A 20096-nucleotide genomic window follows, 5' to 3' on the forward strand; every position below is an offset into this window, starting at 1 on the left:
TACCCTATCGGCTTCCCGGACCGCTTCCACAACAACTCACAGCAATTTGCTTTCCTGGAGGAGTTATCCATGGCCTTCGCCCGAACGATCCACGCCGATCTGCTTCGCGTGTTTCTTCTGACCCTCGTGTCGCTCTTCGCCATCCCGGCGGCGACGCTGGTCTTCACCGAATACGCACTGCGCTCGCAGGACGCCGAGTTCCTGCAGTCGATCGAGAACCGCATCAACACCGATGCCCGCCTCAACGCCGCCGACAAGGCGGAGGCCACCGCGTTCTACCGCAGCCACCCGCTCTCCAAGGCCTGCGACGCGACCGCACCGGAAGACAAGAACTTTCACGACAAGGTGTGCAGCCCCTACTCGATGCAGTGGCAGTTCCACTGGGCCGACCGCGCCGCGCTCTGGACGCTGGCCCTGGGCGCGGCGCTGCTCGCTGCGGCGCTCGTGCTCGGCGCGCTGGCCTTCGCGAATCGGGGCCTGCGCTACGCGAGCTTCGTCGCGGGCTGGCGGCTCATGACGGTATCGAGCGCCATCGAAGTCGTGCTGCAGAGCGCGATGCTGGTGTGGCTCTCGTTCTGGCTCACCGCCTTCTTCTGGCACAGCTATTACGTCAAGCTGATCGCCATTGCGGGCATCGCGGCCGCGGCGGCCGTGTTCTATGCGGTGTACACGCTCTTCAAGAAGCTGCCTTCGGTCAACGCGATCGACGGCGAACTCATCGCGGAGGCCGATGCGCCGCGCCTGTGGGAGCGCATCCGCCAGCTCGCGGGCCGCGTGAAGACGGCGCCTCCCGACCAGATCGTGGCCGGCATCGACACCAACTTCTTCGTCACAGAAGCGCCCATCGAAGTCAGCGGCCGTGCCTTGAACGGCCGCACGCTGTTCGTGAGCCTTCCGCTCCTGCGCGTGCTCGACCAGTCCGAAGCCGATGCGGTGCTGGCCCACGAGCTGGCCCACCTGGGCGGCGGCGACACCCGCAGCAGCGCGGCGCTCGGCCCGAAGCTGCGGCAGTTCGACCAGTACACCTGGAAGATGCGCAGCGGCGGCCTCACCATCGTGGCGCATTACCTGCTGCGCCTCTATCGCATGATCTTCGAGTTCGCCTTGGCACGCGACAGCCGCGAGCGCGAGTACAAGGCCGACCGCGTGTCGGCAAGTCTCACGGCACCGAGTGCCATCGTGCAGTCGCTGATCAAGATCTCGGCCTACGCGAGCTACCGCAACGACGTCGAGCAGAAGCTCTTCGCGCAGAACCGGCAGCACGACGGCGCGCTGGGCATCGCCCGCTTCGTGGCCGATGGGCTGCCGCCCTATGCGAGTTCCGAGGCGTTCATCGAAACGATGAAGACCGCCGACGTGCCCCATCCCTACGACAGCCATCCGCCGCTGCTCGAACGCATGCGCAACGTCGATCACCATGTGCCCGAGAGCGTGTACGGCGCCATCGTCGCGACCGCGCCCGAGGCCACCTGGGCCGACGAGATCGAGACGGCGCCAGCCATCGAGCAGCGCCTGTGGAGCGAGTACGAGCAGCGCTTCGTGCAGAACCACGAACTGGCCCTCGCCTACCGCTACGAGCCCGCCACGGAGGAAGAGCGCATCGTGGTGCTGCGGCACTTTCCGCCGCTCGAATTCGCGCTGAAGAACAACGAGCGCATCGTCGTCGACTACGCCGGCCTGCATCCGAGCGCGGACGGCGGCTCGACCATCGCATGGGACGAGGTGAAGGGCCTCACCTACAAGGACGGCAGCTTCGGCGACACGCTGATCGTCATGCACCACGACAAGGCCATGCTGGGCGCGCGCACCACCAAGGTCAAGGTGGCCGGCCTCGGCAAGCAGAAAGACAATTTCAGGGGCGCCGTCGGCCACTACTGGCAACGCCACCAGGTCATGAGGGCGCAGCAGAAAGAAGAAAAGGAAGGAGAAAACGACCCCGCGTCCTGAGCATCCTTTTCTTTTTTTTCCTTACCAGTCACCGGACAGGCTCCACAAAAACCTTCACATAACAGGAGACGAACACACCGTGAACCCCGTCGAACAGAGAACCATCTCGAAGATCAGCTGGCGGCTCTTGCCGCTTCTGATGATCAGCTACTTCATCGCCTACCTCGATCGCGTGAACCTCGGCTTTGCCGGGTCCGCGATGTCGAAAGACCTGGGCTTCACCGCCGCCGTTTTCGGCAGCGCGGCCGGCATCTTCTTCCTCGCGTATTTCCTGTTCGAGGTGCCGAGCAACATGGCGCTGGAGCGCTTCGGCGCGCGCCGCTGGATCGCCCGCATCATGTTCAGCTGGGGCATTCTTTCCGCGGCGCAGGCCTGGGTGGGCGGCTCGACCAGCTTCAACGTCGTGCGCTTCTTGCTCGGCATTGCCGAGGCCGGTTTCTTTCCGGGCGTCATCTTCTACATCACGCTCTGGTTTCCGGCGGCGTACCGCGCGCGCATCGTGGGCTGGTTCATGTTCGCGATTCCGATCTCCACGGTGATCGGCTCGCCCATCTCGGGCTACATCCTCAACATGGACGGCATCGGGGGCATGCACGGCTGGCAGTGGCTCTTCATCCTGGAGGCGATTCCCTCGCTGATCCTGACCTTCTTCATCCTGTTCTACCTGCCCGATGGGCCGAAGGATGCGAAGTGGCTCTCGAATGAAGAGCGCGACTGGCTGCAGCACACGCTCGACGGCGAGCGCCGCAACCGCGAAGCGCTGCACACCATTTCATGGAAGCAGGCGCTGCTGAATCCGCGCGTGATCGGCCTGGGTTTCGTCTACATGGGCATCACCGTGCCGCTATATGGCTTGAGCTTTTTCCTGCCGCAGATCATCAAGGGCTTCGGCGGGCTGGGCAACGTGGAGATTGGTTTCATCAACGCCTTCCCTTACCTGATCGGCGCCATCGCCATGGTGTTCTGGACCCGTGCGTCCGATGCGAAGAAGGAGCGCAAGTGGTTCCTGTTGATCCCGCTGGCCTGCATCTTCGTCGGCCTCGTCGCGGCCGCGGAAACCAGCGCGCCCATCCCCAAGATGGCGGCCGTGACGCTCGCCGCCTTCGGCATCTTCAGCGCGCTGCCGATGTTCTGGACGCTGCCCACCGCCATCCTGAGCGGCACCGCGGCCGCGGCCGGCATCGCGTGGATCAACTCCATCGGCAACCTCGGCGGCTACATCGGCCCGACGATCTTCGGCGCGCTGAAGGACCGCATGGGGAACGATTTCTACGCCGTGCTTTTCCTGGCGCTGCTCGCGGCGCTGGGGTTCGTGCTGGTGCTGGTCATCGGGCACGACGCGCGGGCGGAGCAGGCGGCGTCTGGGCAGGCCTGAGTCGAGTCGTCAGGCGGACTTGCTGCGCGCCGTCTTCTTGCCGCCCTCGGCGCGCGGCGCAGCATCGTTGCTCGCCGGCGCATTCGCCTGATCGACCCACAGCAACGCATCGACATACGACACGAACTTGTTGAGGTACTCGGGCGACAACTCGCGCATCAGCGTGAGCGATTGGTGCACGAGGTTGTGCGAATTCAGCGGGCCGGCGTTCTGCGGCAGCTTCGCCAGCGACTGCGTCAGCCGCCGTTCGGCGCTGAGCTTCGACCAGGTGCTCCGGAAGAACGGGAGGACCTTCAGTTCGTTGGTTGCCGGGTCCATCCGCTCGGACGATCCGTGTTGCGCGAGGTGGTCCGTCAGTTCCGCGAGCGGGCCGCGTGAAGCTTGTCTTGCAGCTGCGGCAATTTCGGCGCCCGAAGCTTTCTCGAGATCTTCGCCATAGGCCGCAAGCAGCGTGGACACCCTTACGTCCAGGATGCGCCGGGCTTCGCCGCTGTATTCAGCGGCCCGCCTGGCCAGCGTCTCGATGAAATGAAAACGGACCGGGTCGAGGCGATGCGCCCCGTGCTCGCGCCATGCGTCGAGCGTTGCGTCGATTCCGCCGGCTTCGTCGCTGCTACTCACGAGGCTTCGTCTTCACGTCCGAACGCTTCGGCGTGGGCGCCATTTCCACGCGCCGGTTCTTCGAACGCCCATCGGCATCGGCGTTCGACGCCACAGCCTGTTCGGCGCCGAACGCGGCCGCGAAGACGGATGACGACGGAATGCCCTCCTCGATCAGCGCCCGTGTCACCGTCAACGCGCGCTGGGCCGAGAGCTCCCAGTTGTCCGCAAACTGCTTGTTGCCGCCGCGCACCTGCCGGTCGTCGGTGAAGCCGCTCACCATCAGCATCTCGTTGCGCGCCTGCAGGTAAGCGGCGAGCGGCGCGGCCAGGCTCTTGAGCAGTTGCCGGCCTTCGGGCTGCAGCTCCGCGGAGTTCAACGCGAACAGCACGCTGCCGCTGATGCCGATGCGCCCGTTGTCCAGCGTCACGCGGCCCGCGGCCAGCGGCCCCGCAAGGGCCTGCTCGAGCGTCTGCAATCGCTCGGCCTCGACCTTACGCTGCTTCACCTCGGCTTCGAGCTTGGTCGCGAGTTCGAGCTGCATGCCGATCACGCACACCAGGATCAGCACGAAGGCACCCAGCAAACCCGACATCAGGTCGCCGAAGACGGCCCATACCGGGACCGATGCCTCGGTGCCGGCGTCGATGTCCTCGGTCATCACGCTTCGCTGCCGGCTACTGCGCGGTGATCGCGTTTCGCAGCGAGCTGCTGCAGGTCTTCGACGATCTGCTTCTGCGACGAGATGCTGAGATCGATGACCTCGCGAGCTTGCGCCACGTAGTACGCCAGTTGCTCGTCACTGCGCGCGATCGATTTGCCCAGGGCACCTTCGATACGCTGCAGGTGCGCGCTCATCTTGTCGTTCGATTCGGTGAAAAGCTTCACCGCGAAGCCGAAGGCCTCGCCCAGGCTCGCGACTTCGACGGCGCTGCCGGTGATCTGCGCGGCCACGTCGGCCATCTTCCCGGTTTCGGTGTCGACCTTGTCGGTGAAGCGCGTGCCGACGCGGTCGAGCAGGTCAGCCGATGTGGCCACGAGCGCGTCGATGGCGCTGCGCTGTTCGGTGGAGGCGTGGTTCACCGCATCGAGCAGCGTTTCCAGCGTGCCGAGGATGCGGCTGCGCTCGTCGAGCATCGCGTTGTCGCGCGCCATGCTGTCGGAGAGCTTCTGGCGCAGTTCTGCGATCACTTCGGCAGCAGCCCGTGGCGCCTCGGAGGCGGCCTGCATGAGCTGGCCGATTTCGGCGATGGTGCTCTTCGCATGCGCTTCGCTCTGGGCGGAGATGTCGCTGGCGGTCTGTGCCAGCGTCTTGCAGATTTCCTGCTGCTGGGTCTCGCTGCGCGCGCCGGCTTGCTGCCATTCCTGCTGGAGCGACACGGCCATCGCTTCGAGCGCCTGGGTCCAGGATGCCAGCCGCTGCTGGTCGCGCGATGCCATCTCGGCCTGCAGGTCGGTGTGCGCCTGGCCCACCGTGTTCAGCAACGAAGCCGAGTGCTGTTCGAAAGTGGCGGCGGCGGCGGCCAATGCGCGTTGCGTGTCGCCCGAGAGGGTTTCGCTCGCGCGCTCGTGCTGCGTGAGTGCGCTGCGCCAGTTGTCGGACACGCGCTCGACCGTGGTTTCGAGGCGGGCGGAAACGCCGTCCACCAGCGAAGCCGAGCGTTGCTCGAAGGTCTGCGTGAACTGGTCGAGCGTGGCGCGCAGGTCCTTGGCTTGCGCCTCGCTCGCGCGTTGCTGACCGGCGAGCGCGGTCTTCCAGATGTCCGCCACGGTGGTCGTATTGGCCTCGAAACGGGTGGAGAGGCCGTCCAGTTGCCGCTGCACGCCCTGCTCGACCGTGGCGTGCAGCGCGGCCGTTTCGCGTGCGATGCCGGCCATGGTGGCTTCGACGACCGGCTGGATCGTCGCGCCGGCGATGCGGGCGCTGTCGGCCAGGCCTTCTTTCAGCGACTGGCCGACGGAAGAAGCCAGCCCCGCGTACACGGCCTCGGCCTTGCCATGGAAGCTGTCCTGGCTGGAGATCAGGCGCTCGTTCAATGCCTGGCTCTGGCGCTCCATCGTCGCCATCATCGATTGCAGGCGGTCGACCAGTACAGGCATCGCCTCGCCCTGCCGCTGCAGAAGCTTGAAGGACTCCTCGCGCTGATGCGCCTGCGAGAAGACGCGCAAGGTGGTGGCGATCCGCGTGTCGAGCAGTTGCCCGGCCTGCATCCTGTCGCGCCGGCTCAGGGCCGACAGAAGGCCCAGCGTCGCCGATGTGGCCACGCCCGCGAGCGAGGTGCCGAAGGCCACGCCCAACCCTTTGACCGGCGCGGCCAGCGAGGCGCGCATGGCCTGCAGGTCCGATGCGTTCTCCAGCGCCGTGCCCGTGCCGTTCAGCGTGACCACCATGCCGAGGAAGGTGCCGAGCATGCCCAGCAGAACGAGCAAGCCCGCGAGATACGGCGTGAGACTCGGGCCGGGCAAGCCGACGCGCTCGCCCTCGATGCGCAGGCGCACCGCGTTGCGCAGCGACGGATGCAGCTTGTCGAGCCATTCGCCCAGGCCGGCCGGCGGGCCGGTCATGTCTGCAACGGCGGTGGTCAACGTTGTGGTCGCCTGCCCGAAGCGGTGCAGCTCCAGCGCGCCGACCACATAGAACGCACCGATGAGCACGGTGATCGCCAGCGCCAGCGGGTTCGAGCCGATGTAGCCGATGCCGACCCAGCAGACCGCGGCCAAGCCGACGACGAAGACGATGCGATGAAGAAGTTGGGTCATGAAACTCTGGTTAGCTCGCGCGAACGGCTTCGAGCAGCCCTTCGACGGGTTGAAATCGGATTTCCATCTCGGCAAGCAGCACGTCGTGCATGTCCTTGCGGAACACGGGCAGCCATGCGCCGGGCTCGGCGTCGCTGTCGGCGAGGTTGGCATCGGCTTGGCCGAGGCGCTTGAAATGCTTCTCGAGCATCGCCGGGATGCTCCCCAGCAGCCGATGCTCCTGCGCGCTCAACACCTGCTCCATCACCACATCCACCGCCGCCAATCGCGCCATGTCGGGCGAGCGCGTCGCCAGCGTCGAACGCAGGCGGCCGCGCAAGGGGCCGATGCTCGTCTGCATGGCCTGCTGCCTGGCGTGGTAGCGCCGGCGATAGGCCGCGAAGTCGGTCGTGTTGTCCCTGGCGATGCTGTGCATGTCTTCCGCGATGGCGTTGGCGATCGCGGTCCGCACCCGCTCGCATTCGCGTGCTTCGGGGTTGCCAGCCGCACGCGCGCCAGAAGACGACGCAGCCAGGCCGCCGTTCAACGCTGCAGAAAGGGAAATGGCATCGGTCCAGCCGAGCCATTGACTCAATCGATCCGCAAAAGCCTGTTTGGGCTCGGGGACTTCGATGTCGGTCAATCGAGCGAGCAAGCGAATCAGCGCCGAGCCGGTGAAGCCTGTGCGCCTTGACACTTGCACCATTACCGCCACTTGGAAAAACTTGGCAGTCTACACTGCCGTCCCCTGCTGACCGGCCGGTCGCGCCGTGGCCAAAGCGCCTTTTGCGTGACATCTTGTAGCGCGCAAAAACGGCCATTGACGGGCCGGATGCCGCCCCGATCCAGTGCTCAGTACAACGTGGCCTGCTGCCGTGCAGGCAACTCCCGGTCGTAGGCCGCCCCATCGAACGCGGCATTCGTCAGCGCCGAGAGGATGGCTCCGGCCGTCGGCACTTCGCGCATCGCATCCTCCGCCACCGGTGCCCAGAGCTTCGAGCGCTGGATCGCGCGGGCGCACTGGAAATACACCGTCTCCACCAGCACCTCGATCACGCACTGCGGCAGCTTGCCTTCCATCTCGAAGCGTGCCAGGACGTCGGGTGCGACGGTGATGCGCGCGCGTCCGTTCACCCGCAGCGTCTCGCCGACACCGGGAATCAGGAAGAGCAAGGCCACGCGCGGATCGGCCACGATGTTGCGCAGGCTGTCGATGCGGTTGTTGCCGCGGCGCTCGGGCAAGAGCAGCGTCTTCTCGTCCTGCACCACCACGAAGCCCGGCGGGTCGCCGCGGGGCGATGCGTCCAGGCCACCGGGGCCGATGGTGGCGAGCACCGCGAAGGGCGATGCGGCGATCAGCGCCTGGTAGCTCGGGTGCAGGTATGGCACTTCCTTCTTCAGCGAGGCCTCGCCGGGCTGGCCGAACAGCGCTTCGAGCTGCTCGACGGTTTCGATGGCGTGGGACCTGGTCATGACGTTCGCTCCGGGGTGTGAGGTGGTGACGATTGTGGCGATGGATTTCGCCCGCAGGCCAGCGCCATGATGGCGAGCAGCACTGCGGCACTGCCATAGAGCCACGGCGGCGATGCGACCGGCAGCAGCAGCCCCGCGATGAGCGGTCCGGCGCCGGCGCCGATGTCGCGCCACACCGAGCGCGCGGCCAGCGCCTGCACGCGCTCGGGCCCTGGCGTGCGGCGCGCCACGATGGGCGACAACAGGGGCAGCTGCAAGGCACGCAGGACCACGATCAACGCCGCACAGCTCCAGAGCCATCCGAGGCCGAAGCCCACGAGCGCGATGGCCGTCACGAGCGACAGGCTCACCAGCAGCCGCTCCGCGCCGAAGCGGTCCGCCAGGTGCCCACCGACCGGGCTCAGGAAAATCTCCGCCAAGTAGCGCAGCGCCATCAGCAAGCCAGCCACGATCACCGCGCCGCCCGGCAGCAGGTCCTTGCCGAGATAGGACAGACCGACGATGAAGAGCCCGTCGAGCGCCAGCCCTTCCATGAACGACCAGCCATCGAGGCTGTTCGGCCACTGGAAGCGCCGCGTGGGTTTTTCCGTGCGATGCGGCGCCGAGGGCAGCCGCCGGGCCGCGAACACCGCCAGCAGCGAGAACACCGCGAGGATGCCGAAAATCGCGCGCGGCCCGACCCAGTGCGCCATCAACGCGCCCAGCGGCAGCGCCAGCACCGGCCCCATCGCGATGAACGCGCGCGAGCGGCCATTGCGGCGCGCGGCACCGACCGGGTCGGCCGTGGCCAGCGCCTGGGTGGACAGGTTGAGCGCCGCGAAGCACAACCCCCACATCAGCCGCAGCGGCAGCAGCGCCCAGAAGCCCGAGAGCGTCGCGTAGCCCACACCACAGACGGCGGCGGCCACGACGGCGATGGTGCAGGTCGGCCGGTCGCCGTTGCGCGCATAGAAGCGCGCCACCCACCGGTACCCGGCGATGCGTACCAGCCGGTTGGCGGCGAGCAGCATGCCGGCTTCGGCCAACGTCACGCCGAACTGGTCGGCGTACATCGGCAGCAAGAGGTAGAGAACGACGTCGGCCGGCAGCGAAAGCCCGAGCGCGATGGCTGCGTGGCGGGAATTCAGGTCGGTGGCGCTGGGCGCTGCGGGGGCTGGTGCGAGGGGCGTGGAAGGCATCGAGACCGCATCGTGCGCCGCGCCAAGGCGGGCTGACAAACGAGATTAACGCCCCTCATGCGTGAGAAAATTACACGCATGCCGCTTCGAGAACCGCCCCTCAACGCCGTGCGCGCCTTTGTCGCCGCAGCCCGGCACCAGAGTTTCACGCGCGCGGCCGAGGAGCTTCATGTCACGCACAGCGCGGTGAGCCGGCAGATCAAGAGCCTTGAAGAATGCCTGGGCGTCGCACTGTTCGAGCGCCGCATCCGGCAGGTGGCATTGACAACGGAAGGCCAGCAGTTCTTCGCGGAAGCCGGACCGGCGCTGGCGCAGATCAACGCGGCCGCCCAAGTGCTGCAGGCACAGGGCCCGGCCCGCGCGGTGCGGATCAACGTGCGGCCGTCATTCGCGGTCCGCTGGCTGATTCCGCGGCTGCCGCTATTCGTCGAACGCCACCCAGACATCGAACCGCAGGTCGTCACCAGCACTGTGATGCCAGAGCAGGCCACCGGCACCTTCGACATCGCGGTGCGTCGCGGCCACGAGGGCTGGCCCTCGTCCGCCCGGGTGCATCCCTTTCTCGAAGACGAAGTGCTGGTGGTCGGCGCGCCTGCCCTGTTCAAGGCGCATCCGCTGGCCGACCTGCGTGCGCTCGCGTCGCACGTGCAGCTCTCGGCCAAGACGCGCAAGGACGACTGGGACGCCTGGAAGAAGCAAGTCGGCGCGCCGCGCACGAAGCCTGCCGGCCGCCTGCAGTTCGACCACCTGCATTTCGTGCTGCAGGCTGCGGTCGACGGGCTCGGCATCGCCCTCGCGCCGACCTCGCTCGTGTCACACGACCTAGCTTCGGGGCGCCTGCAATCGCCGCTGCCCGCGCTGCGCATGGCGCTCGACCGCTACTACTACGGCCTTGCTTCCGACGCCGCGCCGGAAGCCCGGCACGTGGCCGCGTGGTTCGAGGAGATGCTGCCGCCGCTCAGTTCGCTAATGAGCGGATGACCTCGATGAGACCGACCTTGCTCTTGCGCACTGTCGCATCGCCGCCCTCGAAGGTGATCCACCCCTCGTTGAAACCGTCGAGCATCTGGATCCGCGGCATCGGGTCCTTCATTCCCTGCGAGAGAAACAGCGAACCCCAGGTCTCGCGCGGCACCGCCTCGGCCTGAACCGGGCGACCCAGCACCGTCGAGAGCGCCGCGGCGATCGCGTTCGGGCTCACCCGCTCCGGACCTTCGAGTTCGACGATGCGTTCGACTGGGCTCTCCTGCATCAGCAATTCGGCCGCGACGCGCCCGACGTCGGCTGCGGCGACCATCGGGATCGGCCTGTCGAGCGGCTGCAGGAAGCTCGCGAAAACGCCCTGCTCGCGCGCCCCTGCAATGTCCCAGGCGAGGTTGTCGAGGAACCATGCGGGCCGCAGGAACGCGATGGGCAACGGCAGCGCCGACAGCGCCTCTTCCATCAGGGTGCGCTGGCTCAGCAGGTTCGATTGCGTGGCCTGTGCGCCAACGGTCGAGAGGCAGACCACGCGGGCCGGCCGCGCTGCGACAAGCGCGCGGCTCACCGCATCGATGACGGCCTTCGCTTCCGGGAACCCGGGCGTGGGATCGAAGTTCGGTGGCGGCAGGACGAAGACACCCCGGGCGCCCGTGAAGGCGCGCGCCAACGCCGCCGCATCTTCCATCTCGGCGATGGCGACTTCGCAGCCCAGGTCGGACCAGACCTGGCCCTTGGCTGCATCGCGCACCACCGCGCGAACGGAATGGCCCTCGGCCAGCAAGGTGCGCGCGACGGCGCCGCCGACATTGCCTGTGATACCGGTGATTGCGTACATGAGACTTTCCTTCTTTCTTCCAGTGAATCGATTGCGATGGAAGGAATGTAGGAATCCGGCGTCTTTGAGTAAAGCGACCCAGAGGCATATCATTCATGACACCCGATCACGAATACAGAACATGGCACTCGACGGACGACTCCTCTCCAACGTGGGCGTGCTCGCCGCTGTCGTCGAAGGCGGCAGCTTCGCGAGCGCGGCCAATGCGCTCGGCCTCACACCCTCGGGCGTCAGCCGCGCCATCGCACGGCTGGAGGCGCGCATCGGCGTGCGCCTGTTCGACCGCACGACGCGCTCGCTCAACCTCACGGACGAAGGCCGGCTGCTCTATGCCAACGTCAATCCGCTGGTGCTGGGCATCGAGGACGCGGTGACCATCGCCGCGGGCGCGTCCGGCGCGGTGCGCGGGCGCCTGCGCGTCAACACCGACGCCTTCACATCGCGCCTCCTGCTCGCGCCGCACCTCCCGCGCTTTCTCGACCAGTACCCCGAGCTGTCGCTCGACCTCGTCGCGCGCGACCAGCTCGGAGATTTGGTGGCCGAAGGCTTCGACATCGCGGTGCGCTTCGGCGAGCCGCCCTCCTCGTCGCTGGTCGCACGCAAGCTCATGGACACGCGCATCGTGACCGTGGCGACGCCTGCCTACCTGAAGCGCCATGGGCGCCCCGCGAAGCCCGCGGATCTCGTGAACCACGCCTGCCTGCAGGTGCGCAATCCGGTCACGGGGCAGCCCTACACATGGGAGTTCCAGCGCGGCCGCAAGCTCGTCAAGGTGCCCACCACCGGCCGGCTGCTGCTGACCGATGCGGGCACCATCCTCGCCACCGCGCTCGCGGGCGTCGGCGTTGCGCAGATCAAGGCGGTGGGCATCCAGCAGCACCTCGACAGCGGCGAGTTCGTCGACCTGTTTCCCGACTGGCCCGACGAGCGCTTTCCGCTCTATGCGCTGTATCCGTCGCGCCACCTCCCGGCGGCGAAGGTGCGGGCATTCATCGATTTCGTGATGGCGGCGATTGCTCCCGAGGCGAAGCCCGGACCGCGTCGATGAGACGGCTGCTCGCAGGTCCGTAAACGGCCAGCGCCGGAGAGGGCTCAAGCGGAGGATCGGGCTTTTCTTCCGAGCCTTGTCGCATGCCCTACGCCCTTCCCCGTTCTTTCCGCAATCTCGCGTGGTCCAACCTCGCGGCGCAATCGGCCGAGCAACTCAGCCTCGCGGCCGTGCCGTTGGTCGCGGTGCTGATGCTCGGCGCGGGGCCGGGCGAGATCGGTTTTCTCGCGGCGGTCCAGACGCTGCCTTTCCTGCTCGTCTCGATGCCGCTCGGGCTGCTGGCAGATCGCATGTCGCGCCAGCGGCTGATGCTGTGGGCGGAAGCGCTGCGCGCGGTGTCGCTGCTGGTGCTCCTTGCGATGGTGTTCGCGTCGAAGCTGAGCATCGCGTGGCTGGCCGTGCTCGGGTTTCTCGGCGCGGTGGGCACCGTGGGTTTCAGCGTCGCGGCGCCGGCCCTGGTGCCCGCGCTCGTGCCGCGCGAGGCGCTCGCGTTGGCCAACGGAAGGCTCGAGCTCGCACGCAGCGCAGCGTTCACTGCCGGCCCCGCGCTTGCTGGCGCGCTGGTCGCATGGGCGAGCGCTTCGGCCCCGTTCGTGCTCGCGGCGATGCTGTCAGTCGCGGCCGTGGCGCTACTGTTGCGACTGACCGAAGCACCGCGCTCACCCGCCTCGCCGCGCCATCCATTGCTCGAAGTGAAGGACGGCGCTCGCCTCGTCTGGCAGCACGAATTGCTGCGGCCGATGGCGATCACCGGCGCGGTCTTCAACATCTCGTGGTTCGTGCTGCAAGCCGGCTATGTGCCCTATGCGGTGCGAGTGCTCGGGCTCGGCGCGCAGGCGGTGGGCTTCACGCTGGCGATGTATGGTGCGGGCATGGTGGCGGGCGCGTTGTTGACGTCGCGTGTCGTGGCGCGGCTGCCTTTCGGCCGCGCCATCCAGGTCGGCCCCGCCGTGGCGGTGATCGCGGCGGGCGTGATGGCGGCCACGCTGGTCTTTCCCCTCGCATCGCTCGCTGCGCTGTCGTTCTTTCTTTTCGGCGCGGGACCGATGGTCTGGGTGATCACCTCGACCACGCTGCGGCAGAGCGTCGTGCCCTCGACGATGCTGGGCCGCGTGTCGGCGGTGTTCCTCACGATCAACTCGGGCGCCCGTCCCATCGGCGCCGCGCTGGGTGGTGTCGTGGGTGCCGCATGGGGCGAGCCGGCCTGCTTGCTGCTCGCTGCTCGCGCTCGCGGGGTTCGCGCTGCAGGCGGTGATCATCTTTGCATCGCGCGTCGCCACGCTGCATCGGCTGCCCGTGGCTGCGGCCTGACGGCCTTCAGTTCAGAACAGCGACGCCCCTCCCGTTCGGCCTTCATTACTTCGTGATGGCAGTGATCGCACTCGAAGTGAAGTCCGGACTGTGTCGATGAACTGACTGCTCGCGGGACCGTCGCCGCCCGTCGGCATCACGAAACCATCAGCGCCGTCGTCCCCATCAATGCCAGACCCAGCGCCGCCCAGCCACTGCGACGAGCCCACGCCTGGGTGCGCACGGGCCAGGTATTCAACGCCAGCGTGTAGCCCCACCCCATCGCCATCCAGGCGCAGGCCACCATCGCGAGGCCGCCGCAAGGGCCCGCCGCAGCGATGGCGCACAGGCACTGCCCCGCGAGCAGGAACGCGATCTGCACGGCCGCGTGACTCCGCGCGCATTGCGCGTCGCCCAGGGCGCGCGTCGATGAAGCCGCGCTCCACACCGCCAGGCCGGCCAGCGTGGCCCATGCGATCAGCGGCAGAACGAATGCGCTCATCGACCTTCGTTCAGGGATTTGTGCGGGGCTCCCCAGCCCATCTGCAGTGCAGCCCCCAGCGACAAGACCGCGCCCAGCCCCCATTGGGCCAAGCCTGAACGCAAAACGAGCCAGGCAAAGACCGCAGCCGCAGCGATGGCAAGCACGACCGCTGTGCGGCGCAGCCAGGACGCCAACGTCGCAGCTGGGAGCAGCAGGAAGAACGCGGCCAACATGGCGACCATGCCCGAGTCGCGGTGCGGTTCTCCGGCGCTCATGTGCGCGAGCCTGAAGCCCTCGACCATCAGGCCACCAGCCACCCAGAACGGCAGGCTCGCGCGCAGGCGACGCCACAAGGGCCGCGACCGCGCAAGCACCGCCTTCGATGCCAGGCCCCTGCCTGGCCGATGCTCGCGCACCCGGTGCGGCCCCAGCGATGTCGCGAGCGCCAGGCTGGCCACGCCGAGCACCCCCAGCACCAGCGCGAACGGCGAAGCTTGCGCGCTCGACAACACGATGCCCGCCGATGCGGTGGCCATCAGCAGGATCGCTGTGAACACCAGGGCCGTGCGCCAGAGCATCAGCCGCCGTCGCAGCAGCAGCGCAGGCAGCAAGCCGAAGGCCAGCCACAGCACGACGGCGCCCCACAGGGTCCAGGCAGGCCTCTGGGCCAGCGCGCCCCACCGCGCGGGCGGGAACAGTTGCGCGAGGCTGATTGCGAGCAAGGCGGCCGGCACCATCGCATGAAGGCCGAGAAAGAAGCGCTCGGCCAACGTGGCGTCACGCGTGTGGAGAGATGAAGAGACGGACATTCGGTGTTCAGTTTTTTAGATCGGCATGCGTGCGCCATTCGCGCCACGCTGCCGACGGCCATCGAGCCAGATCAAGGTGCCCGACAGCGAGAGAAATGCGGGCGTCAGGCCCAGCAGGAAATACAGCCACTTGAGCGGCATGCCGCCGAAATTGCCGAAATGCAGCGGTTCCATGAGTCCGTTGAACTGACTCCAGAAGCCCTTCGTTCGGGGATCGAGCACGGAGGCCACTTCGGCCGTCGCACCACCGACCTGCACGCGCACGGTGCTGGCCAGGTGGGTCGCCAGTCCGCCCGTGAAGATGACCTGCGCGTCCGCGCGACCCCACTGCCGCAGCGTCACCTGCCGCGGCTCGAAGCCGGGCACCGCGCGCAATGCAGCGATGCGCATTTCATCGAGAGACCGCATCGGCGCTGCGGGCGCGGGCACCGGCCGGGCAACCGCCGTGGGGCCCTGCACCACATAGGCAAAACCGCGCTCGAACACCGGTGCAAGCCCCAGCCAGGCGCCTGTCACCGCGATGAGGATGTGAAAGGCCAGCCCCCAGATCCCGGCCGCCTTGTGCATGTCGGACATCACCACGCGCAAGCTGCGCCCCCAGCGCTGGGTGAACAGTTCGGCAATGATCTTGCGGTGCATCACGATGCCGGTGCCGATCAGCACGGCCATGACCACACCCAGAAAACCGACGATCCAGCGCGGACCGAAGAACAGGAACACGTGAAGCATGCGCAGCGACTGCCCGAGCTGGCTGTCCACCGGGCCGACCAGCGCGCCCGTGTCGGAGCGCGCCGCCAGCTTGGTGCGCGCCGATTCGGGCAGGCCCTCTTCGCGGACGAAGACGAAGTGGCTGGGCGTGACCGCATCGGGCAGCACGATGGCCTCCACCCGTGCGCCCGGATACGCAGCCTGCACGTTGCGCAGCACCGCATCGAGCGACACGGGCGATGCGGCGCGCGGCAGCTTCGCCAGACCGGGGTTGGCCCAGAGGTCGATCTCGTCCTTGAACACCATGACCGCGCCCGAGAAGCACACGATGAACAACAGCAGGCCCGTGACGATGCCGGCCCACGAATGAACCGTGAACAGCATGCTCAGTGTGCGCTGCGAGGTCATGAAGCAGTGACCTCCGCTCAGAAGAAATAGGTCGCACCGACGGTGAAGCGCCGTGGCATCCCGGGTGACACCACGAACTGGTTGACCGCGCCGTCGAAGTATTTCCTGTTGAACATGTTCGACACGCCCGCCGTCAGCCGCCAGTTGTCGCCCATGTACGAGAGCGAGGCATCGGCCACGAAGTACGGCGGCAGCGTGAACGGGAACGAGCCCACCTGCCGGCTCACGTAGCGCCCGCCGAGACCCACGGTGACGCGCTGGAGCACGGGCAGGCGCCAGGTCGCCCAGACGGCCGCCACATGACGCGGGGTGAGGTTCAGCGGACGGCCGACGATGGACTTGTCGTTGTCGCGCGTGACGGCGGTGTCGGCATAGGTGTAGCTCGCGGTGAGCTTCACGCCGTTGGACAGGTCGGCGCCGGTCTGCAGTTCGAGGCCACGCGAGCGCTGCTCACCGGTCTGCACCTGGAAGGTCGGATTCACCGGGTCTGCGTTGGTCACGTTCTGGCGCTTGAGGTCGTACACCGCGAGCGAACCCGTCAGGCCGCCGCCAGGACGCTCGTACTTCAGGCCCGTCTCCCATTGCTTGCCGATTTCGGGAACGAAGGGCGTGCCACCGAAGGTCTTGCCGGCGACTGGCAAAAATGACTCGCTGTAGCTGCCGTAGGCGGCCCACCCGGGCTGGAATTCGTAGGTCAGGCCGAACGCGCCGGTGGTAGCGTAGTCGCGCGTCACCGTGTGTTCGCGGCGCACCCAGTCGTTCGTTTCGTTGCGCGATCCTTCGCGGCGCAGGCCCAGCAGCGCGGTCCAGCCCTTGGCGAACTTGACCTGGTCCTGCAGGTACAGCCCCGCTACCGTCAGCCTGGAAGGCGCATGCGTGGTGGGGGTCGCCGGGCAGGTCGCCGACATCCCGTAGACCGGCGCATAGAGGTCGAGCGGCGCGATGCGGCAGTTGGTATTGGCCTGGTCGCTCTTGCCGCGGCGCGCGTCCATGCCGACCACGAGCCGGTGCGACATCCCCAGCGCATCGAAAGTGGCGAGCAGCGAGGTATCGGTCACCAGAATGTCGTAGTCCGCCTTCTGCAGCGACGCCACGCGGTTCTGCAGCCGCTGGCGGGGTTGCTGCAGCGCCTGGTTCGAGACGAAGCGGCCCTCGCCTTTCTCCTGCTCGTAGCGTACGTTCTGGCGCAGCGAGAGTTGCGGGCTGATGCGGTGCTCGAAGGCGTAGCCGAGCGTGTACTGCTCCACGGCATAAGGGCCGAAAGCCGGTTCGCCGGTGAACAGCGTCCGCGGCAGTGGGCCATTGCGGTTCGGCAGCACCGTGCCGTAAGGCGAAATGCCCTGCATGCGCAGCCAGCGCGAGCCGCTGTAGGTGCCGAACAGCACGAGGTCGGTGTCACGTCCCAGATCGAGCGAAAGCGAAGGGGCCAACCAGCGATCCTTACGCCAGACATGGTCGACCGGATCATCGGTGTCGGCCACGTAGGCATTGAGGCGAAACGCCGTCTTGCCCGATTCGGACAACGGCCGGTTCACGTCGAAGGAGAGGCTCTTCATTCCGAAGCTGCCGAGTTCGACGCCCACCTCGCTCAGGGCCTCCCTGTGCGGACGCTTGCTGACGGCGTTGACCAGGCCGCCGGGCTGGACCTGCCCATAAAGGATCGACGAAGCCCCCTTCAACACCTCGATGCGCTCGTAGCCATAGGGAACCATGCGCGTCCACATGCTGGGGCTTTGCACGAGCCCGTCGATCAGGATCGATTCGGTGGAGCGGAACCCCCGGATGTTGATGTCGTCGAAACCGCGCCGCCCGAAGTTGACCGGGCTCACCCCCGCCACCGTCTGCAGGGCCTGCTGAAGCGTGGTGACCTGGCGTGACTCCATTTCCTCGCGCGTCACGACGCCAACGGACTGCGGCGTTTCGAGCTGCCGCATGGGCGCCTTGCCGGCGGTCTGCGTCTGGGTGGGCGCGAAGCCCACACCCTTTTCGGCAACGGCGTTCACGCGCACCTCCTGCAGCGCAGGTGGCTCAGCCACCTCCTGCGCGTCAGCCCCGAAGGAAAGGCCGAGCACCAGCGGTGTCAGGGGAACGAAGGCAAATCGCCGGTGCGAGCGGCAAGGCGCAAGAGGAAGAGGAAGAGGAAGAGGAAGAGTACGAACCATGAAAGTGAAAACAAGCAAACAAAGACAAATTGCTGGCTGGCTTCACTCAGGAGCTGACTGGCGACGGGCACGCATTGTAGGAACTTTGAAATTCGGTTCGGCGAAGCCTTGTGTGCGCAGGTGGCGCCGTGGGTGCAGCGTGGGGCGAGCCGGCATGCCTGCTGCTAGCGCTCGCGGGCTTTGCGCTGCAGGCGGTGATCATCTTTGCATCGCGCGTCGCCACGCTGCACCGGCTGCCTGTTCCGGCAGGTTGAAACGCTTCAGAACAGCGACGCCATCCCGTTCGGCCGCGCATCCTCGATGCCCAGCATGCGCAGCTTGGTCAGCGCGCCGCCGCCAGCCGAAAACCCGCCGGGCTTGTTGCCCGCCGCGAGCACGCGATGGCATGGCACCACGGGCGCAAAGGGGTTGTGGCCCATGGCCTGGCCCACGGCGCGCGACAAGCCCTTGTCGCCGAGCTCCTCGGCAATCTCGCCGTAGGTGCGCGTCTGCCCCGGCGGAATGCTTCGCGCAATGGCGTAGATGCGCTGGTAAAACTCCGACACGCCGCGCATGTCGAGCACGATGTGGCTCAGGTCGTCGTGCACGCCCTGCAGCAGGCCCTGGATGGCGGTGATGGCATGTTGCCCCATGTCGTTCGGTGGTCCTTCGTGCAGCTCCGGAAAGCGGTGCCGCATGCGCGCCCGCGTGGCCGGCTCGCCCTCGTCGGCAGGCAGTTGCACGCCGACCAGTCCGTGCGGCCCCCAGGCCAGCGCGCACATGCCGATGGTGGTCTCGAACAATGCGAAGCCGGTGGCGTCGTCTCGTTCCGTCATTCGATCTCCTTCAACGCATGCTGGCGCGCGGCCAGCACCGCACCGAGCCACAGCGCGATCGCCGAGGCCACCAGCCCGCGCGCGAGGCCGCCGGGGCCGTCCGAGATCCAGCCCGTCACCGTCGGGCCGACGATCTGCCCGAGCGCGAAGACGATGGTGAACAGGCTGATGCCCTGCGCCCAGCGTGCCGGCGGCAGGTTGTGGCGCACCAGCGCGGTGGTCGAGGCCACCACCGACAGGAACACGCCGCCGAACAGCACGCCCGAGGCCAGTGCCACCGGTGCCGAAGCGCTCAGCACCGGCAGCAGCGTGGCCACGCCGAGCAGCCCGTTCAACAGCGCCTGCGGCTGGCCGCCGCGGTAGCGGTCGAGCAGCCCGGCCCACAACCGCGACGACGCCACGCAGGCGATGCCCAGCAACGCATAGAACAGGGTGACGAAGCCGGCGCTGGCGCCCTGCTCCCGCAGCAGCGCGATCACGAAGGTCATGTAGCCGATGTAGCCCATGCCGAAGAGCGCGTACCCCGCGAGGGCCCAGACGAAGTGGCGCAGCGCGATGGGCGCAGCCTCGGTCGCGGTCGCAGCCGATGGCGTTGCCGAAGCCGGAGGGTCCGGCATCGCGCGCCCCGCCCAGGCCAGCAGGCAAGTGGCGGCTGCGCTCGCAAGCGCCAGCGCCCACCACGCCCAGGTCCACCCATGCGGCACATCCGACGCCGCGCGCAGCACCTGCGGCACGAGCAGCGCCGACAACAGGATGCCGAAGCCGGTACCGCCGTAATAGATGCCGAGCAGCAGCCCGCTGCGCGAGGCGCCGGTCCGTGCATCCGCTTCGCCGAGCCGCGCGGCGAGCAACCCGCCCGCCACGAACACCCAGGCACTGGCGACACCGGCCAGCAGGCGCTGCAGCAGCAAGGCCGGCGCATCGGTCACGAAGCCGCTGCCCGCCATGAACACGCTGGCCAGCACGGCGCCGACGATGAGGAGCCGCGTCACGCCGAAGCGCCGCATCAGCGCCGGCGTGACCAGCGCACCGGCGAGGTAGCCAACCGCGTTGGCGGTGTTCATGCCGCCGGCCAGCGCGTAGCTCCAGCCGAGGTCGGCGCGCATCGGCGGCAGCAGCAATGCATACGCGAAACGGGTGATGCCGAGCGACACGGCCGCGCCCATCGACAGCGCGAACGCAAGGCGCAGCGCGGGCTGCGCGCGAAGGGAGGGAGAAGTGAGGGTGGTCGACATCGGATCGGG

18 protein-coding genes and 1 pseudogene are annotated in these 20096 nt (G+C 67.5%); 6 read left to right on the plus strand and 13 right to left on the minus strand.

Annotated elements, in window-relative coordinates; translation table 11 throughout:
- Positions 1-69: 69 nt before the first annotated feature.
- Together VARPA_RS15660 and VARPA_RS15665 are read left to right on the plus strand one after the other, a co-directional pair.
- Positions 70-1947, plus strand: coding sequence for a M48 family metallopeptidase (locus VARPA_RS15660; protein ID WP_013541555.1), 1878 nt, complete (start codon positions 70-72; stop codon positions 1945-1947).
- 79 nt (positions 1948-2026) lie between these two features.
- Complete coding sequence (locus VARPA_RS15665) at positions 2027-3322, plus strand: MFS transporter (RefSeq protein WP_013541556.1); 1296 nt, start codon at positions 2027-2029, stop codon at positions 3320-3322.
- 9 nt (positions 3323-3331) lie between these two features.
- Here the strand turns inward: VARPA_RS15665 and VARPA_RS15670 are convergent, their stop codons facing one another.
- From VARPA_RS15670 to VARPA_RS15695, 6 genes are all read right to left on the minus strand, one after another.
- Positions 3332-3943, minus strand: a complete 612-nt coding sequence (locus tag VARPA_RS15670) for a DUF2894 domain-containing protein (RefSeq protein ID WP_013541557.1) — start codon at positions 3941-3943, stop codon at positions 3332-3334.
- On the minus strand, positions 3936-4583 hold the full coding sequence (locus tag VARPA_RS15675) for an OmpA family protein (protein ID WP_013541558.1): 648 nt from the start codon (positions 4581-4583) through the stop codon (positions 3936-3938). Before VARPA_RS15675 ends, VARPA_RS15670 begins: the two co-directional genes overlap by 8 nt.
- Complete coding sequence (locus VARPA_RS15680) at positions 4583-6682, minus strand: DUF802 domain-containing protein (protein WP_013541559.1); 2100 nt, start codon at positions 6680-6682, stop codon at positions 4583-4585. The genes VARPA_RS15675 and VARPA_RS15680 overlap by 1 nt, the downstream gene beginning before the upstream one ends.
- Positions 6683-6692: 10 nt before the next feature.
- The gene (locus VARPA_RS15685) at positions 6693-7367 is read right to left on the minus strand and encodes a DUF3348 domain-containing protein (protein ID WP_013541560.1); all 675 of its coding nucleotides are present in this window, start codon (positions 7365-7367) and stop codon (positions 6693-6695) included.
- A 146-nt stretch (positions 7368-7513) separates the two neighbouring features.
- Positions 7514-8134, minus strand: coding sequence for a pyridoxamine 5'-phosphate oxidase family protein (locus tag VARPA_RS15690; protein WP_013541561.1), 621 nt, complete (start codon positions 8132-8134; stop codon positions 7514-7516).
- A complete protein-coding gene (locus VARPA_RS15695; RefSeq protein ID WP_013541562.1) occupies positions 8131-9312 on the minus strand; it encodes an MFS transporter in 1182 nt (393 codons plus the stop codon). Before VARPA_RS15695 ends, VARPA_RS15690 begins: the two co-directional genes overlap by 4 nt.
- 78 nt (positions 9313-9390) lie before the next feature.
- Here VARPA_RS15695 and VARPA_RS15700 point away from each other — a divergent pair, with 78 nt between their 5' ends.
- Positions 9391-10293, plus strand: a complete 903-nt coding sequence (locus tag VARPA_RS15700) for a LysR substrate-binding domain-containing protein (RefSeq protein ID WP_013541563.1) — start codon at positions 9391-9393, stop codon at positions 10291-10293.
- On the opposite strand, the gene VARPA_RS15705 is transcribed toward VARPA_RS15700, so the two are convergent.
- Complete coding sequence (locus VARPA_RS15705) at positions 10271-11128, minus strand: NmrA family NAD(P)-binding protein (protein WP_013541564.1); 858 nt, start codon at positions 11126-11128, stop codon at positions 10271-10273. The genes VARPA_RS15700 and VARPA_RS15705 overlap by 23 nt on opposite strands.
- Positions 11129-11249: 121 nt before the next feature.
- On the opposite strand from VARPA_RS15705, the gene VARPA_RS15710 reads away from it, so the two are divergent.
- The gene (locus VARPA_RS15710) at positions 11250-12176 is read left to right on the plus strand and encodes a LysR family transcriptional regulator (protein ID WP_013541565.1); all 927 of its coding nucleotides are present in this window, start codon (positions 11250-11252) and stop codon (positions 12174-12176) included.
- 83 nt (positions 12177-12259) lie between these two features.
- Positions 12260-13487 (plus strand): annotated as a pseudogene (locus VARPA_RS15715) (MFS transporter).
- Positions 13488-13623: 136 nt separating this feature from the next.
- On the opposite strand, the gene VARPA_RS15720 reads toward VARPA_RS15715, so the two are convergent.
- Genes VARPA_RS15720 through VARPA_RS15735 form a run of 4 tightly spaced genes read right to left on the minus strand, consistent with a single transcriptional unit; the run spans position 13624 to position 17947 of the window.
- Entirely contained in the window at positions 13624-13968 is a 345-nt protein-coding gene (locus tag VARPA_RS15720) for a hypothetical protein (RefSeq protein WP_013541567.1), read from the minus strand.
- The gene (locus VARPA_RS15725) at positions 13965-14720 is read right to left on the minus strand and encodes a hypothetical protein (protein WP_041942923.1); all 756 of its coding nucleotides are present in this window, start codon (positions 14718-14720) and stop codon (positions 13965-13967) included. The genes VARPA_RS15720 and VARPA_RS15725 overlap by 4 nt, the downstream gene beginning before the upstream one ends.
- A 54-nt stretch (positions 14721-14774) precedes the next feature.
- The gene (locus tag VARPA_RS15730) at positions 14775-15875 is read right to left on the minus strand and encodes a PepSY-associated TM helix domain-containing protein (protein ID WP_013541569.1); all 1101 of its coding nucleotides are present in this window, start codon (positions 15873-15875) and stop codon (positions 14775-14777) included.
- Between the two features lie 17 nt (positions 15876-15892).
- The gene (locus VARPA_RS15735; protein WP_234974753.1) at positions 15893-17947 is read right to left on the minus strand and encodes a TonB-dependent siderophore receptor; all 2055 of its coding nucleotides are present in this window, start codon (positions 17945-17947) and stop codon (positions 15893-15895) included.
- Between the two features lie 218 nt (positions 17948-18165).
- Between VARPA_RS15735 and VARPA_RS31840 the strand changes: the two genes are divergently transcribed.
- Positions 18166-18291 (plus strand): hypothetical protein, encoded by a 126-nt coding sequence (locus VARPA_RS31840; protein WP_268741610.1) that lies wholly within the window; start codon positions 18166-18168, stop codon positions 18289-18291.
- Positions 18292-18297: 6 nt separating this feature from the next.
- Here VARPA_RS31840 and VARPA_RS15740 read toward each other — a convergent pair whose 3' ends face one another.
- Positions 18298-18852, minus strand: coding sequence for a methylated-DNA--[protein]-cysteine S-methyltransferase (locus VARPA_RS15740; RefSeq protein WP_013541571.1), 555 nt, complete (start codon positions 18850-18852; stop codon positions 18298-18300).
- On the minus strand, positions 18849-20087 hold the full coding sequence (locus VARPA_RS15745; RefSeq protein ID WP_144298996.1) for a YbfB/YjiJ family MFS transporter: 1239 nt from the start codon (positions 20085-20087) through the stop codon (positions 18849-18851). Before VARPA_RS15745 ends, VARPA_RS15740 begins: the two co-directional genes overlap by 4 nt.
- Positions 20088-20096 lie beyond the last annotated feature (9 nt).

Origin of the sequence: Variovorax paradoxus EPS (assembly GCF_000184745.1) — a bacterium.
Taxonomy (GTDB): domain Bacteria; phylum Pseudomonadota; class Gammaproteobacteria; order Burkholderiales; family Burkholderiaceae_C; genus Variovorax; species Variovorax paradoxus_C.

Bases quoted from the DNA above. Each gene is read 5' to 3' on its own strand.
- VARPA_RS15660 (WP_013541555.1), top strand. From the start codon at position 70: ATGGCCTTCGCCCGAACGATCCACGCCGATCTGCTTCGCGTGTTTCTT.
- VARPA_RS15675 (WP_013541558.1), bottom strand. From the start codon at position 4,583: ATGACCGAGGACATCGACGCCGGCACCGAGGCATCGGTCCCGGTATGG.
- VARPA_RS15680 (WP_013541559.1), bottom strand. From the start codon at position 6,682: ATGACCCAACTTCTTCATCGCATCGTCTTCGTCGTCGGCTTGGCCGCG.
- VARPA_RS15685 (WP_013541560.1), bottom strand. From the start codon at position 7,367: ATGGTGCAAGTGTCAAGGCGCACAGGCTTCACCGGCTCGGCGCTGATT.
- VARPA_RS15690 (WP_013541561.1), bottom strand. From the start codon at position 8,134: ATGACCAGGTCCCACGCCATCGAAACCGTCGAGCAGCTCGAAGCGCTG.
- VARPA_RS15695 (WP_013541562.1), bottom strand. From the start codon at position 9,312: ATGCCTTCCACGCCCCTCGCACCAGCCCCCGCAGCGCCCAGCGCCACC.
- VARPA_RS15700 (WP_013541563.1), top strand. From the start codon at position 9,391: ATGCCGCTTCGAGAACCGCCCCTCAACGCCGTGCGCGCCTTTGTCGCC.
- VARPA_RS15705 (WP_013541564.1), bottom strand. From the start codon at position 11,128: ATGTACGCAATCACCGGTATCACAGGCAATGTCGGCGGCGCCGTCGCG.
- VARPA_RS15710 (WP_013541565.1), top strand. From the start codon at position 11,250: ATGGCACTCGACGGACGACTCCTCTCCAACGTGGGCGTGCTCGCCGCT.
- VARPA_RS15720 (WP_013541567.1), bottom strand. From the start codon at position 13,968: ATGAGCGCATTCGTTCTGCCGCTGATCGCATGGGCCACGCTGGCCGGC.
- VARPA_RS15730 (WP_013541569.1), bottom strand. From the start codon at position 15,875: ATGACCTCGCAGCGCACACTGAGCATGCTGTTCACGGTTCATTCGTGG.
- VARPA_RS15740 (WP_013541571.1), bottom strand. From the start codon at position 18,852: ATGACGGAACGAGACGACGCCACCGGCTTCGCATTGTTCGAGACCACC.
- VARPA_RS15745 (WP_144298996.1), bottom strand. From the start codon at position 20,087: ATGTCGACCACCCTCACTTCTCCCTCCCTTCGCGCGCAGCCCGCGCTG.